This is a genomic window from Nonomuraea sp. NPDC046570 (genome assembly GCF_040645915.1).
Taxonomy (GTDB): domain Bacteria; phylum Actinomycetota; class Actinomycetes; order Streptosporangiales; family Streptosporangiaceae; genus Nonomuraea.
The window spans coordinates 190,421-203,153 of sequence record NZ_JBEYZF010000002.1 but is presented as its reverse complement, the minus strand read 5'-3'; the positions used below and the strand labels follow the sequence as shown (position 1 = coordinate 203,153).

Annotated in this window: 14 protein-coding genes; 6 read left to right on the top strand and 8 right to left on the bottom strand. The window is 71.4% G+C overall.

What is annotated here, in order from left to right; all coding sequences use genetic code 11:
• Positions 1 to 5 precede the first annotated feature (5 nt).
• Positions 6 to 869, top strand: coding sequence for a homocysteine S-methyltransferase (mmuM, locus tag ABZ911_RS04555; protein WP_358051825.1), 864 nt, complete (start codon positions 6 to 8; stop codon positions 867 to 869).
• A gap of 81 nt (positions 870 to 950) precedes the next feature.
• Complete coding sequence (locus tag ABZ911_RS04550; RefSeq protein WP_358051823.1) at positions 951 to 2,255, top strand: serine protease; 1,305 nt, start codon at positions 951 to 953, stop codon at positions 2,253 to 2,255.
• Here the strand turns inward: ABZ911_RS04550 and ABZ911_RS04545 are convergent.
• Entirely contained in the window at positions 2,252 to 2,962 is a 711-nt protein-coding gene (locus tag ABZ911_RS04545; RefSeq protein ID WP_358051821.1) for a lysophospholipid acyltransferase family protein, read from the bottom strand. The two genes, ABZ911_RS04550 and ABZ911_RS04545, sit on opposite strands and share 4 nt — an antisense overlap.
• Before the next feature lie 146 nt (positions 2,963 to 3,108).
• Here ABZ911_RS04545 and ABZ911_RS04540 point away from each other — a divergent pair, with 146 nt between their 5' ends.
• Positions 3,109 to 3,867, top strand: a complete 759-nt coding sequence (locus tag ABZ911_RS04540) for an alpha/beta fold hydrolase (RefSeq protein WP_358051819.1) — start codon at positions 3,109 to 3,111, stop codon at positions 3,865 to 3,867.
• Between the two features lie 67 nt (positions 3,868 to 3,934).
• Positions 3,935 to 4,414 carry a hypothetical protein gene (locus tag ABZ911_RS04535; RefSeq protein WP_358051817.1) on the top strand — a complete coding sequence of 160 codons (480 nt, stop codon included), beginning with the start codon at positions 3,935 to 3,937 and terminating at the stop codon, positions 4,412 to 4,414.
• Here the strand turns inward: ABZ911_RS04535 and ABZ911_RS04530 are convergent.
• The 7 genes from ABZ911_RS04530 to ABZ911_RS04500 are packed head-to-tail and all read right to left on the bottom strand — an operon-like array spanning position 4,411 to position 10,026.
• The gene (locus ABZ911_RS04530) at positions 4,411 to 5,517 is read right to left on the bottom strand and encodes a hypothetical protein (RefSeq protein WP_358051815.1); all 1,107 of its coding nucleotides are present in this window, start codon (positions 5,515 to 5,517) and stop codon (positions 4,411 to 4,413) included. The genes ABZ911_RS04535 and ABZ911_RS04530 overlap by 4 nt on opposite strands.
• A 45-nt stretch (positions 5,518 to 5,562) precedes the next feature.
• Complete coding sequence (locus tag ABZ911_RS04525) at positions 5,563 to 6,255, bottom strand: endonuclease/exonuclease/phosphatase family protein (RefSeq protein ID WP_358051814.1); 693 nt, start codon at positions 6,253 to 6,255, stop codon at positions 5,563 to 5,565.
• A 9-nt stretch (positions 6,256 to 6,264) separates the two neighbouring features.
• Positions 6,265 to 7,197, bottom strand: a complete 933-nt coding sequence (locus ABZ911_RS04520) for an ROK family glucokinase (RefSeq protein WP_358051812.1) — start codon at positions 7,195 to 7,197, stop codon at positions 6,265 to 6,267.
• A 38-nt stretch (positions 7,198 to 7,235) separates the two neighbouring features.
• Positions 7,236 to 7,637: a DUF5304 family protein gene (locus ABZ911_RS04515; protein WP_358051810.1), complete on the bottom strand. Its 402-nt coding sequence runs from the start codon at positions 7,635 to 7,637 to the stop codon at positions 7,236 to 7,238.
• The gene (locus ABZ911_RS04510; protein ID WP_358051808.1) at positions 7,630 to 8,799 is read right to left on the bottom strand and encodes an ArsA family ATPase; all 1,170 of its coding nucleotides are present in this window, start codon (positions 8,797 to 8,799) and stop codon (positions 7,630 to 7,632) included. The genes ABZ911_RS04515 and ABZ911_RS04510 overlap by 8 nt, the downstream gene beginning before the upstream one ends.
• On the bottom strand, positions 8,800 to 9,237 hold the full coding sequence (locus tag ABZ911_RS04505; protein WP_358051806.1) for an SRPBCC family protein: 438 nt from the start codon (positions 9,235 to 9,237) through the stop codon (positions 8,800 to 8,802). It lies immediately after the preceding gene.
• 21 nt (positions 9,238 to 9,258) lie between these two features.
• On the bottom strand, positions 9,259 to 10,026 hold the full coding sequence (locus ABZ911_RS04500) for a metallophosphoesterase (RefSeq protein ID WP_358051804.1): 768 nt from the start codon (positions 10,024 to 10,026) through the stop codon (positions 9,259 to 9,261).
• Positions 10,027 to 10,182: 156 nt separating this feature from the next.
• On the opposite strand from ABZ911_RS04500, the gene ABZ911_RS04495 reads away from it, so the two are divergent.
• Together ABZ911_RS04495 and ABZ911_RS04490 are read left to right on the top strand one after the other, a co-directional pair.
• Positions 10,183 to 11,955, top strand: coding sequence for an AMP-dependent synthetase/ligase (locus tag ABZ911_RS04495; protein ID WP_358051802.1), 1,773 nt, complete (start codon positions 10,183 to 10,185; stop codon positions 11,953 to 11,955).
• A 148-nt stretch (positions 11,956 to 12,103) separates the two neighbouring features.
• The gene (locus tag ABZ911_RS04490; RefSeq protein WP_358051801.1) at positions 12,104 to 12,664 is read left to right on the top strand and encodes a hypothetical protein; all 561 of its coding nucleotides are present in this window, start codon (positions 12,104 to 12,106) and stop codon (positions 12,662 to 12,664) included.
• The last annotated feature ends 69 nt before the right edge of the window (positions 12,665 to 12,733 follow it).

The window sequence follows — 12,733 nt, the reverse complement described above, 5'->3', positions numbered from 1 at the left end:
GGTAAGTGAGTTCATTTGTGCTTGATGGGGGACTTGCCACTCATCTGGAAGCTCTCGGCGCCGACCTGGCCGACGAGCTGTGGTCGGCGCGCCTGCTGCTCGAAGATCCAGCGCTGATCAGGAGAGTGCATGCGGACTACTTCGCCGCCGGGGCGGACGTCGCCACGACCGCGAGCTACCAGGCGTCGCTGCCCGGGTTCGCCCGGCGGGGGATGTCCCCCGCCGAGGCCGAGCGGCTGATCCGCCTGTCGGTGGAACTGGCCGCGCAGGCGCGCGACGAGGCGGGCGGCGGGCTGGTCGCCGCCTCGGTCGGCCCCTACGGGGCCTTCCTGGCCGACGGCTCGGAGTACACCGGCGACTACGACCTGGGCGAGGAGAGCCTGGTGGCCTGGCACCGGCCGCGCTGGGAGATCCTCGCCGCCGCGGGCGCGGACATGATGGCCTGCGAGACCATCCCGTCCCTGCCCGAGGCGCGTGCCCTGGCCCGGCTGCTCGCCGAGACGCCCGAGGTCAAGGCGTGGGTGAGCTTCTCCTGCCGCGACACCCACCACCTCAACGACGGCACCCCGCTGGCCGAGGCCGCCGCCCTGTTCGCGGCCGACCCGCAGGTGGTCGCGGTCGGCGTCAACTGCACCGCCCCGCGTTTCATCCCCGCCCTCATCACCCAGCTGACCTCCAACCCGATCGTGCTCTACCCCAACTCGGGCGAGACCTGGGACGCCAAGCGGCGGCGCTGGGTGGGCCTCACCGACCCCGTGGAGTACGGCCAGGCGGCCAAGGAGTGGCAGGCCATGGGCGCCTCGATGATCGGCGGCTGCTGCCGTACCACTCCCGAGCACATCCGGCAGGTCCGCTCGCACCTGTCCTGAGGCGCGCGACAAGCGGCGTGCAAGCCGCCCGCCGGCACCCCGGCGCACACTCCCGGTCAGACGACAAAGGGGGTGGAACCTGTGTACGGATCTGCGAAACGGGCGCTCACTGCCGCCGGGCTGGCCCTGGCCACCCTCGCGGCGGCCCAGACTGGCGCGGTGGCCGAGGCGCCGAAGGATGTGGCGATCGGCACCCGGCTGGCGGCCAGGACGGACCCGGCGGTGCGGCTGATCCTGCTGGCGTACGAGGCGAAGGTGGTCGTGCCGTCGCCGGGCACGACCAAGGCGTTCAAGGCGCTGGCGGCCAAGGCCGAGGCGCACGCCAAGGCCGGGCGCATCCCGGCCGACCGGCGCAGCCGGCTCAAGTGGGTGCTGCGGACGGCGTCGGCGAACGTGGGCCGCTACCTCGCCCCGGCGGGTCCCGACCGGGTCCTGCCCGGCTTCGGCGGCGGGGTGTGCACGGGGTGGTGGATCACCCCCGACGGCTACATGGTGACCGGCTCGCACTGCGTGGCCACGCCGAAGGCCACGCTGCGCGCGGAGATGGCGGCCACCGTGCTGCCCAAGGTCAACGAGGCGGACGTGGCGGCCTTCCTGAAGTCGATCAGGACCCGGGTCCAGCCGGACGACGAGCTGGTCGGGCTGGCCACCAGGCTGTTCACCGCGTTCAACGCCCGCACGGTACGCCTCAAGGGCGTCAAGCGGTCCTTCAGCGTGCTGAGCGTGCCGCCGGGCGGCAAGCAGAAGATCACCTACACGCCGATCAGCCTGGTCGCGAAGGGCAGCGACTACCCGGGCGAGGACTTCGCGCTGCTGCGGCTGAAGGGCGCCAGAAACCTGCCGACGCTCTCGCTGGGCCAGGACGTGGACGTCCGGGTGGGCGACGTGCTCTACATCAACGGCTTCCCGGGGCTGGTCACCGGCAACCCGAACTTCGACGACCGCTCGAAGCTGTACCCGTCGCTCACCGAGGGGGCCTTCAACGCCAGGCGGACGACCGTGGCCGGGGTGCCGATGATCCAGGCGCAGACCCCGTCCTACAAGGGCAACTCCGGCGGCCCGGTCCTCAACGCCGAGGGCAAGGTCATCGGCACGGTGATCGCCAAGTACGTCGACGACTCGGTCGGCGGGCTGGCCGAGAACACCAGCCTCATCCTGCCGGTGAGCGTGATCAGGAAGCGGCTGGCGGCGGCGCGGGTCAAGCCGGTGCGCTCGGAGACCACCCGGCTCTACGACTCGGCGCTGAACGACTTCTTCGCCGACCGCCACCGGGCCGCGCTGCCCAAGTTCCGCAAGGTGCGCGAGCTCTACCCGGCGCACCCGTACGTGGCCGCCTACCTCGCCGACTCGCGCAAGGCCGTCGCCGCGGGCAAGAGCAAGCCCTAGTCCGCGGCGGCGCGGGCGGTACGGGCGGCGCGCTCCAGTTCGACCTTGGCGCTGGCGGCGTACTTGTCCACGTACTCCTGGTCGGACAGTTCCATCAGCGCGTACATGATCTCGTCGGTGACCGCGCGCAGCACCAGCCGGTCCTCCTCCATGCCGTAGTAGCGGGAGAAGTCGAGCGGCTTGCCGAACCTGACGCCGGGGCGGATGCCCAGCTTGGGCAGCAGGCGCCCCGGCGGCATCATCTCGTAGGTGTTGACCATGGCCCACGGGATGACCGGAGCCCGCGACATCAGGGCCAGCCTGGCCACGCCGGTCTTGCCCTTGTAGAGCCGGCCGTCGGGCGAGCGGGTGCCCTCGGGGTAGATGCCGAGCACGTTGCCCTCGCCCAGCACCCGCAGCCCGGTGCGCAGGGCAGCCTCGCTGGCCTTGCCGCCGGAGCGGTCGATGGGAACGGTGCCGACACCGCTGAAGAACGCCCGGCTGAGCAGGCCCTTGACTCCTCTGCCGGTGAAGTAGTCGGACTTGCCGAGCGAGATGACCTTGCGTGGCAGGGGCAGCGCGCCGAAGAAGTGGTCGGCGAACGACAGGTGGTTGCCCGCCAGGATCACCGGCCCCTGCCTGGGCACGTTGTCGGCGCCCTCGGTCCACGGGCGGAACACCAGATGGAGGAACGGCCACAAGATCGCCTTCACCACCCAGTAGAACACGCGGCCACCCCTTCTCCGGCTCGGACGACAAGCAGGGTCATCTTCCCACCTTGCGGACCAAACCTCCTACATCAGCTCTCGCACAACCACCTCAGATCGTGCGACGATCGGGCAAATTAGGGAAGATTGCCCACTGAGGAGCTGTTATGCCGCTCATGCGAGGTGCGGAGCCCTACCACCATGAGGCCGGTCAGATCGGCGTGTTGCTGTGCCATGGATTCACCGGCACGCCGCAGTCTCTGCGCCCCTGGGGAGAGTTCCTGGCCCGGAACGGCGCCAGCGTCTCACTCCCCCGGCTGCCCGGTCACGGCACGACCTGGCAGGAGATGAGCAGAACCCGCTGGCAGGACTGGTACGCCGAACTGGAGAAGGCGTTCGCGGTGCTCCAGGGCCGGTGCGCCGAGGTGTTCGTGGCGGGGCTGTCGCTCGGCGCCTGCCTGGCGCTCCGGCTGGCCGAGGTGCACGGCGCCGCCGTCAAGGGGGTGGTGCTGGTCAACCCGTCGATCACCAGCGACGTGCCGCTGCTGGCGCTGGCCCCGGTGCTGAAGTGGTTCGTCCCGTCCATGCCGGGGGTGGCCGGGGACATCAAGAAGGAGGGCGCCGTCGAAGTCGGCTACACGCGCACCCCGGTGAGGGCGGCGGCGACGTTACCCCGGCTGTGGTCCCTGGTGCAGGCCGACCTGGGCAAGGTCACCCAGCCGCTGCTGGTGTACCACAGCCCCGAGGACCACGTGGTGAAGCCGGCCAGCGTGGCGATCCTGCGCCGGCGGATCCCCGGAGTCACCATCGAGGAACTGCACGACAGCTACCATGTGGCGACCCTGGACAACGATGCCGACAGGATCTTTGCCGGGAGCCTCGACTTCATCCGGACACATGCCTCGGTACCCTTGCAGAGGGACTGATCGCATCCCCGGGGGAACGCGCGATCCACGCGGAGAAAGTGAGTGGCCGATGAGTAGGCCCAGCTAGGTGACACCCCAGAGCGATGAGGACGAGGTCTGGCGGCAGATCGTCGCGTCCTTCAACGACACAGCCGAGCGCGACTCGGCCGATCAGCCGTGGCCCGACAGCGAGAACGTCCCGGTCGAGCCGACGCGGCGAGTGGTGCGCCCACCCGAGTTCACCGACCTCGACGACCCGCCGGCCGATCTGGGCGACTCGCCCGAGGAGGACCGGCACGACGGCGAGGAGGAGGACGACGAGGGTCACTTCGTGCCTCCCACTCCCCCGCCGCTGCCCAAGGTCGACCTGACGACCAAGCTGGCCTGGGTGGCGCTGTTCGGGGGTCCCGCCTACCTGCTGGTCGCCGCGATGGCCAACTGGGAGATGCAGGGCTGGGCGCTGTTCACCGCGGTGGCGGCGTTCATCGGCGGCTTCGTGGCGCTGGTGGTGCGCATGGGGGACGGCCCGCCCAACGACTCGGGCTGGGACGACGGCGCGGTGATCTAGGAGGGGTTGGAGCCCTTCGGGCTGAACGTCTCCACCACGTCGGTGTAGCGGTCGGCCGCGTCGAGGGCGTGCCCGACCGCCCAGATCGTGCCCTTGCCCGGGAGGTAGGCGACCGACTGCAGGCGCACCGCGGCCTTGCCCTTGGCCGGGCCGCCCCTGATGATCTGCCAGCGGTCCTTCTCGGCGCGCAGCAGGAACGCCTGGGCCGGGCGGTCGGGGTCGTAGCCGGTGACCCAGAAGCGGCCCTTGCCGTCGCCCGCCACGCCGTACAGCCTGGCCTTGGTGGAGGGGAGTTTGACCTTCGTCCACTTCTTGCCGTTCCAGGACAGGGCCAGCGGCTCGATCTTGCCGGCGCCGCGGAAGACGCCGCCCACGGCCAGGGCCCGCTTGGCGCCCTCGGCGTGCACGTCGCGCAGGTAGCCGCCGGGCACGTCGGGCAGCGGCATCGCCTTCCAGGCGCCCTCGGTGTGACGCATGATCAGCGGGGCCTTGCCGGTGTCGCCGACCGCGAACGGGCCCGACACCGAATAGAGGGTGCCCTTCTGCTCGGTCTTGACCGCGCTCCAGGAGCCCTGCCCGGTGACGATCAGCCCGTGGCCGTCCCGGCTGCCCACCGCCACGACCCGGCCGGGCCGGGCGTCGATGCCGCCGAGCCAGTCGCCCACCCGCATGCCCGACACCCTGACCCGGTCGAAGCCGCCACGGTCGCCCCGGGCGAGATACGGCAGGCCGTCGTGGCCGTCGCCGATCGCCCACACGTCGGTCGGCGAGGTGGCGGTCACACCGCGCAGGTGACCGGCCCCGGTGGCGTCGCGCAGCGGGACCTGGGTCCAGGTGCTGCCGTTCCAGTGGGTGATCGCGCCGCGGTTCTCCCAGACGTCCCAGATCTCCTGCTGGCCGACCGCCCACACGTCACCGGCCGACAGCGCGTACACGTCCGTCAGGGAGCTGTCGGCGTTCAGGTCGGGGCTCGCCGTCCGCTGCCAGCCCTCGGCGGAGGGCGGGCGAGCGGGGTCGGCGTGCGCCATGGCCGTGCCGGGCAGGCTGAAGATGGTGATCCCCGCACACGTGGACAGCGCGCGCCGCCAGAGGCGACGGGTCATGAGCAAATGGTACGGCTTAGGCCTGCGCGTCGTAGCCAGCCCCTGCTAGTTGACCCGCAGCTCGGCGACGACGGGCAGATGGTCGGTGGCCGCCGCCAGGTCCGCGGGATCGGCCGCGACGCCGCCGCACCACGCCACGGTCAGCCCCGCCGTGGCGAAGATCCCGTCGATGCGCTTGCCCGGCTGCCTGGCCGTGAACGTCCGCCCGTCCCCCCTCGGCGCGCGCGGGTAGCAGTCGCTGAGCCTGGCCGCGATGTACCGCCAGGTCGCCTTGTCGTCCTGTTCGTTGATGTCACCGGCCAGCACGATGGCCGCGTCGAAGCGGGCGGCGACGGCCTCGATCAGGGTGACCGCCTCGCCCGCGTGCTTGAACCTGGCCCCCTCGTCGAGGTCCAGGTGGATCGATCCGACGGCGAAGCGCGCGCCGCCGGTCTCGACGACCGCGATGGCGATGCCGCGGATCTCCAAACCTAAGAAGATCTTGAGCACGTGGCTCTCGGCGTGCAGCAGCCGGACCCCAGGCCCGATGTAGACGGCGACGCCGCCCAGTCTGCGGCCCGCGGCCACGGTCAGGCCCGCGGCCTCGGCCAGCTCACGGCGTCTGCCCCGCCAGCAGAAGAAGCGCGGCGCCTCTTGCACGCACAGCACGTCGGGGCGCATGGCCCTGATGACCCGGGTGAGGGCCGCGACGTCGTCGCGCAGGCCCCGGACGTTGTAGGTGCCGACCGTGATGGTCACGCATCGAATCTAGCGCCGGCGCGCCAGGTCCGCAGCCCCTACGAGACCGGCGGAGGCGCCCAGTTCGGCCAGCCGGATCTCGGCCACCGGGCGGTGTCCCCTGCCGGTGAGCGACCTGGCGAAGGTCTCCCGCGTCCGGTCGAGGAACAGGTCGGCGGCGCGGGACACGCCGCCGCCGATGATGAAGCAGCCGGGGTCGAGGACCGCGACCAGGTCGGCCAGGCCCTGCCCGAGCCAGTCGGCGATCTCCGCGAAGGCGGCGAGCGAGGCGTCGTCGCCCCGCCTGGCCGCCTCGGTGACCTCCTCGCCCTCGATCGTGCCGCCGGCCAGGCCGAGCAGGATCGAGGCGCGTTCCGGCTGCGCCTCGGCGAGCTCGGTGGCCGTCTTGACCAGGGCGTTGCCGCTGGCGTACTGCTCCCAGCAGCCGAGGTTGCCGCATCCGCACAGCCGTCCCTCGGGCACCACCTGCATGTGGCCGAGCTCGGCGCCCATCCCCCAGCGGCCCCTGAACAGGGCGCCGTCGAAGACCAGGCCGCCGCCGATGCCGGTGCCGACGGTGATGCAGACGACGTGGGTCTGGTCGCGGCCCGCGCCGAAGCGGCTCTCCGCCCACGCCATCGCGTTGGCGTCGTTCTCCACCACCACCGGCAGGCCGACCAGCCCGGAGACCTTCTTCTGCAGCGGCTCCTCGCGCCAGGCCAGGTTGGGGGCGAAGCGCACGACCGATCGGGTCTCGTCGACGAAGCCGGCCGCGCCGAGCCCGACCGCCTCGATCTCCCTGCCCTGCGACAGTTCCTCGACGACGCTCGCCACGGTCTCGGCGACCAGGTCTGGCCGGTCCGCGGGAGTGGGCCGCAGCGCGCTCTGGAGGACCTTGCCCTCCTCGTCGACCACACCCGCGGCGACCTTGGTCCCGCCGATGTCCACACCGATGGTCAGCATGTCCGTCCCAACCTCCCAATGGTCGCGAGCCGGGCGGCTCAGCCCAGGTCGATGTGCTCCACGTTCTGACGATCCGCATGATCGTCCTCGCGCGGCCTGCGGGGGGCGGCGGGGCGGCTCAACGCGTCGACGGCCTGGCGGACGGCGGCGAACAGCTCGCCACCCGCGGCCACCAGGTGCCCGGTCACGTCGGACCCCGACTCCTTCTGCGCCGCGATCGCCCGGCACACGGGGCAGGCGCGGCAGATGTACTCCTCGTGCGGCTCGGCCACGGCCTCGCCCCACACGTCGCGCTCGCTGCGGCCGCCGCCTCCGGTGAAGGAGTTGAACACGGTTTTGCCGACCTGCCGGGTGGCCCGGCCCTGCAGCGTGTCGAACAGCTTGCGCGCCTCGTCGGCGACAGTGCCGATCGGGTCCTTGTCGTTGCTGGTCTCAGTCATCTGGCCCTCCTGAGGTGAACCGTACCCGGAGGCGGCCGTCCCGGAGCACCGCACCACTGATCTTACGGCGGGCCAGCGCGGCGGGCAGGGCCAGGATCCGGCGGTACGGCCCCGCGGTGATGATCAGCTCGTCGCCCTTGCGCGCCAGGTCCACCTCACCGCGCTCGGCGCCGGGCAGCGCCAGGCTCAGCTCGTGCCCGTCCAGCCGCAGCGGCGCCTCCACCTTCGGGACGGCGAACGGGTCGGCCTCGCCGTACAGGCGCTCGCCCAGCTCGGCGAGCGCGTCGGCGCCCACCGGCTCGGCCGGCAGGTACGGCACGGCGTGGATGGGCAGCGGCGCGAACGACTCCTCGGCCTCGGCCATCAGCCTGCTCTGCGCCTCGACCCACTGGGCGCGCCACGCGTCGGCGCCCTCGGCGGGGAAGATCCGGTTGGCGATCACCGCGTCGACGCGGTAGCCGTACAAGTTGAGGGAGGTCAGGGTGCGGCGGGCCTCGGCGAGGACGACCGCCTCGGGGGTGAGCACCAGGCGGACCGAGGCGTCGTCGCCGGTGAGCAGCTCGCGGACCTCCATGAGGCCGCGGTGGAAGCGCTCGCCCGCGTCGACCACCGCGTCGCCGGGCGCGCTGACCCTGGCCACCTGGCGGACCAGCGGGCCCACCAGCTTCATGATCTTGCGGCCGACCGGCAGCAGCCGGGAGACGTGCCAGTCCAGGGCCTCGGGCAGGGCCAGCAGGCGCAGCGTCTCGGCGGTGGGGGCGCAGTCGACGACGATGACGTCCCAGCTTCCGGTACGGGCCTGCCCGCGCAGCTCCAGCAGCGCGATGACCTCCTCGGCGCCGGGCAGGACCGTGACCTCCTCGGAGGTGATCTCGTCCAGGCCGAGCTCGGCCATCAGGCCCCTGGCGTAGTCCTGCAGGTCGCCCCAGTGGCGCTCCAGCGAGCGCTGGGTGTCGACCTGGTGCAGGTGCAGGCCGGGGGCGATCTCGACGGGCTCCTCCCCGGCCGTCACGCCCAGCGCGTCGGCCAGCGAGTGCGCGGTGTCGGTCGAGACGACGAGGGTCTTGAGCCCGCGCCGGGCCGCCAGTGTGGCGGTCGCCGCGGCCACCGTCGTCTTGCCGACGCCGCCCTTGCCGGTGAACAGCAGTACCCGGGCGGCCACCTACTTGCCCTCGACCCGCTTCTTCAGGCCCTTGAGGGCGGTGTCGACGATGACCTTCTCGGCCTTGCGCTTGATCATGCCGATCATCGGCACCTTGAGGTCGGCGGCCAGCTCGTAGGTCACCTCGGTGCCGCCGCCCTTGGGGGTCAGGCGGTAACTGCCGTCGAGCGCGGAGAGCATCCTGCCCGCCTCGACCAGCCGCCAGGACACGCCGTCGGCGTCGCGCCAGTCGTAGCCGAGGGCGTACTCGTCGTTGATCACGCCCGCGTCCATGACGAACCGCACCTTCACGGGCCTGCCCTCGGCGTCGGTCTCCAGCACCTGGGCCGACTTCACCTGGCCCGCCCACTCGGGGTAGGCGGCGAAGTCGGCGATGACCGCCATCACGCTGGCGGCGTCGGCATCGATGGTGATGCTCGAAGTGGTGCGATCGGCCATGCCTCAACCGTACCGGTCGGGTCACCAGCGCAGGGTGTAAGGGACGCCCTTTCCGCGGAAATGGCCGACGTTCACGCACTCCGTCCTGCCGATGCGGGTACGCCGGTGCAGGGGCTGGTGCACGTGGCCGAACAGGGCGTAGCGCGGCTGGGTGCGCCGGATCGCCTCCAGGGTGGCCTCGCTGCCGCGCTCGAAGCGCCGGGCCACCACGTCGTACAGCAGCTCGGGCACCGCGGGCGGGATGTGGCAGCAGAGCACGTCGACCTCGCCGAGCGCCTCCACCTTGGCCGCGTACTCCTCGTCGTCGAGCTCGTTCGGCGTGCGGTAAGGCGTGCGCAGCCCGCCGCCGACGAACCCGAACCGCAGCCCGCCGATCTCCACCACCTGCCCGTCCAGCACGTGGTGCCCCTCGCGGACGTAGTCGGGCCACAGCTTCGGCACGTCGACGTTGCCGTAGGTGAGGTAGGCGGGCGTGGGCATGGCGGCGAAGATCTCCGCGTACTGGCGGCGGACGCTGCGCTCGATGTGCTCGCGGGGGTCGCCGCCGAGGGACGCCCACAGGGCGCCGGACATCGCCCTGGCCTCGTCGAAGCGCTTGGCCGTGCGCAGCGCGATGAACTCGGCCGCCCGCGCGGCGCCGAACAGCTCGGCGAAGATGCCCTGGGAGACGTCCTCGTAGTCGATGAACAGGATCAGGTCGCCCAGGCAGATCAGCGCGTCGGCGCCGTCGCCCGCCCGCGCCAGCGCTTCGACGTTCCCGTGCACATCGCTGACCACGTGGACCCGCATGCCCGACATCCTAGACGCGAGCGGCCAGGCCACGACGGGCGGCTGCTAGCGTGAGAAATGCCCTGATAACGCCTGGGTGACGGACCTACCGATAGGTAACTTAACCGGGTAGCGTCCAGGCCGTCCAAGTTGCGTGCACCTTCGGAGGAGTGACCCGTGCGCGAGTACAGCGTTCCCGTGCTGGTGGATGTTCCCGCGTCCGCCAACTGCGCCGACACGGTCTTCCGCCGGGGTGAGCAGGAGCCAGGCGCCGTGGTCATGCGCCGCATGTCCGGCGGCGGCTGGCCGGTGGTCACCGCGGCCGAGTTCCGCGACGAGGTCGCGGGCGTGGCCAAGGGCCTGATCGCGGCGGGCATCGAGCCGGGCGACCGGGTCGGGCTGATGTCGCGCACCCGCTACGAGTGGGCCGTCATCGACTACGCGATCTGGGCGGCGGGCGCGGTCAGCGTGCCGATCTACGAGACGTCCGCGGCCGAGCAGGTCGGCTGGATCCTGGCCGACAGCGGCGCCAAGGCCGCCTTCGTCGAGCTGGACGGCCATCTGGAGACCGTCGAGTCGGTGCGCGGCGAGGTGCCCGACCTCAAGAGCGTCTGGCGGGTGGACGAGCTGTCCGCGCTGGCCGCCGAGGGCTCGGGGGTCTCCGACGAGACGCTCACCACGCGCCGCCAGGCCCTCGTCTCCGCCGACCTGGCGACCATCATCTACACCTCCGGCACCACCGGCCGCCCCAAGGGCTGCCGGCTGACGCACGACAACCTGCTCTACACCGCGATCAACGTGGCCAGGGGCCCGCTGGAGCCGCTGTTCGCCGGGCAGGGCAAGTCGGCGCTGCTGTTCCTGCCGCTGGCGCACGTGTTCGCCCGGGTCATCCAGGTCGTGTTCGTCGAGACCGGCGCGGTGCTCGGGCACACGCCGAACATGAAGAACGTCGCGCCCGACCTGGCCTCCTTCCAGCCGACGTTCCTGCTGGGCGTGCCGCGCGTGTTCGAGAAGGTGTACAACGGCGCCGAGCAGAAGGCCGTCGCGGGCGGCAAGGGCAAGATCTTCGCCCGCGCCGCCGAGACCGCCGTCGCCTTCAGCAAGGCCGGCAGCCACGCGGGCCTCGGCCTGCGCCTGCGCCACGCCCTGTTCGACAAGCTGGTGTACGGCAAGCTGCGCGCCGCCACCGGCGGCCGCCTGTCCGCCGCCGTCTCCGGCGGCGGCGCCCTCGGCGAGCGCCTCGGCCACTTCTTCACCGGCGTCGGCATCGAGGTGTTCGAGGGGTACGGCCTGACCGAGACCACCGCCCCGGTCGCGGTGAACATGCCGGGCGCCAACAAGATCGGCACGGTCGGCAAGCCGATTCCCGGCGCCTCCGTGCGGATCGGCGACGACGGCGAGATCCTGACCAAGGGCCGGCACGTGTTCAAGGGGTACTGGAACAACGACCAGGCCACGGCCGAGGCGATCGACGAGGACGGCTGGTACCACACCGGCGACGTGGGCGAGCTCGACGCCGACGGCTATCTGCGGATCACCGGGCGCAAGAAGGAGATCCTGGTCACCGCGGCGGGCAAGAACATCGCGCCCGCCCCCATGGAGGACGCCATCCGGGCGCATCCGCTGGTCTCGCAGGCGATGATCGTCGGGGACGGGCGGCCGTTCGTGGCGGCGTTGATCACTCTTGATCCCGAGGCGCTGGAGCAGTGGCGGGCCGCCTCGCCGGGCTCGGGCGAGCCGTCCTCGGATCCGCGGCTCCTGGCCGAGGTGCAGCAGGCGGTGGACGCGGCGAACCGGACGGTGTCGAAGGCGGAGCAGATCAAGAAGTTCGTGGTGCTCGACACGGACCTCACCGAGGAGAGCGGCCACCTGACGCCGACCCTCAAGCTCAAGCGCAACCTCGTCATGCGCGACTTCGCCAAGCAGGTCGACGACCTGTACGGCACCTGAGGGAACCGCCCCTCAGGCACCACTAACCACTCCGTCACCATCACCTCGCTTCCACGTCATAGCCACTTGAGGTATTCGCCTACATACTCTCCGTGATGCAGCGTTCGAGAACGTTGGTCCCGAACAGACGAGAGAGCTCGGAGGGCACGTGGCGGATGTAGTGAAGTACGGCGACCTGGTTCACCTGCAGAATGGCTACAACTCCTGGCAGGGCGGCTACCTGGACACCAACGGCGCAGCCAACGACGGCAACAAGTACGGGGTCTCGACGGCCGCCTCACCCACCCGGGCCAAGGGCACCGGAACCTGGGAGATCCTCTCCGCGAGCGGCAAGGCGGCGGGCGCGGACGTCGTCACCGGCGATGTGGTCTACCTGCGCAACCTCTACGGAGGCGACGGCGGATACCTCGACACCTGCGGTCACGCCCCGGCGCCCAACAAGTACGAGGTGTCCACCTCCCACGGCAAGGACCGGGCCACCGGGACGGGACGGTGGCGGGTGTTCGCCGAGACCTCCTCGCCGGACGACTCCAAGGTGCGCATCGGCGACGTCGTCCACCTGCTCAACGGCTACGACAGCTGGAACGGCGGCTTCCTCGACACCTGCCACGGCGGCCCGCCCGCCGGCCTGTACGGAGTGTCCACCAGCCTCTACAGCGACCGCGCCCCCGGCACCGGCGAGTGGAAGTTCTCCAAGGCCACCTCCTGACGGCCCCTGGTATCCCGGTTCCACCAAGGGCCTGCGCCGACCATCGGCGCAGGCCCTGCCGGACCGCCG

Bases quoted from the DNA above. Each gene is read 5' to 3' on its own strand.
- ABZ911_RS04540 (WP_358051819.1), top strand. From the start codon at position 3,109: ATGCCGCTCATGCGAGGTGCGGAGCCCTACCACCATGAGGCCGGTCAG.
- ABZ911_RS04530 (WP_358051815.1), bottom strand. From the start codon at position 5,517: ATGACCCGTCGCCTCTGGCGGCGCGCGCTGTCCACGTGTGCGGGGATC.
- ABZ911_RS04520 (WP_358051812.1), bottom strand. From the start codon at position 7,197: ATGCTGACCATCGGTGTGGACATCGGCGGGACCAAGGTCGCCGCGGGT.
- ABZ911_RS04515 (WP_358051810.1), bottom strand. From the start codon at position 7,637: ATGACTGAGACCAGCAACGACAAGGACCCGATCGGCACTGTCGCCGAC.
- ABZ911_RS04505 (WP_358051806.1), bottom strand. From the start codon at position 9,237: ATGGCCGATCGCACCACTTCGAGCATCACCATCGATGCCGACGCCGCC.
- ABZ911_RS04500 (WP_358051804.1), bottom strand. From the start codon at position 10,026: ATGCGGGTCCACGTGGTCAGCGATGTGCACGGGAACGTCGAAGCGCTG.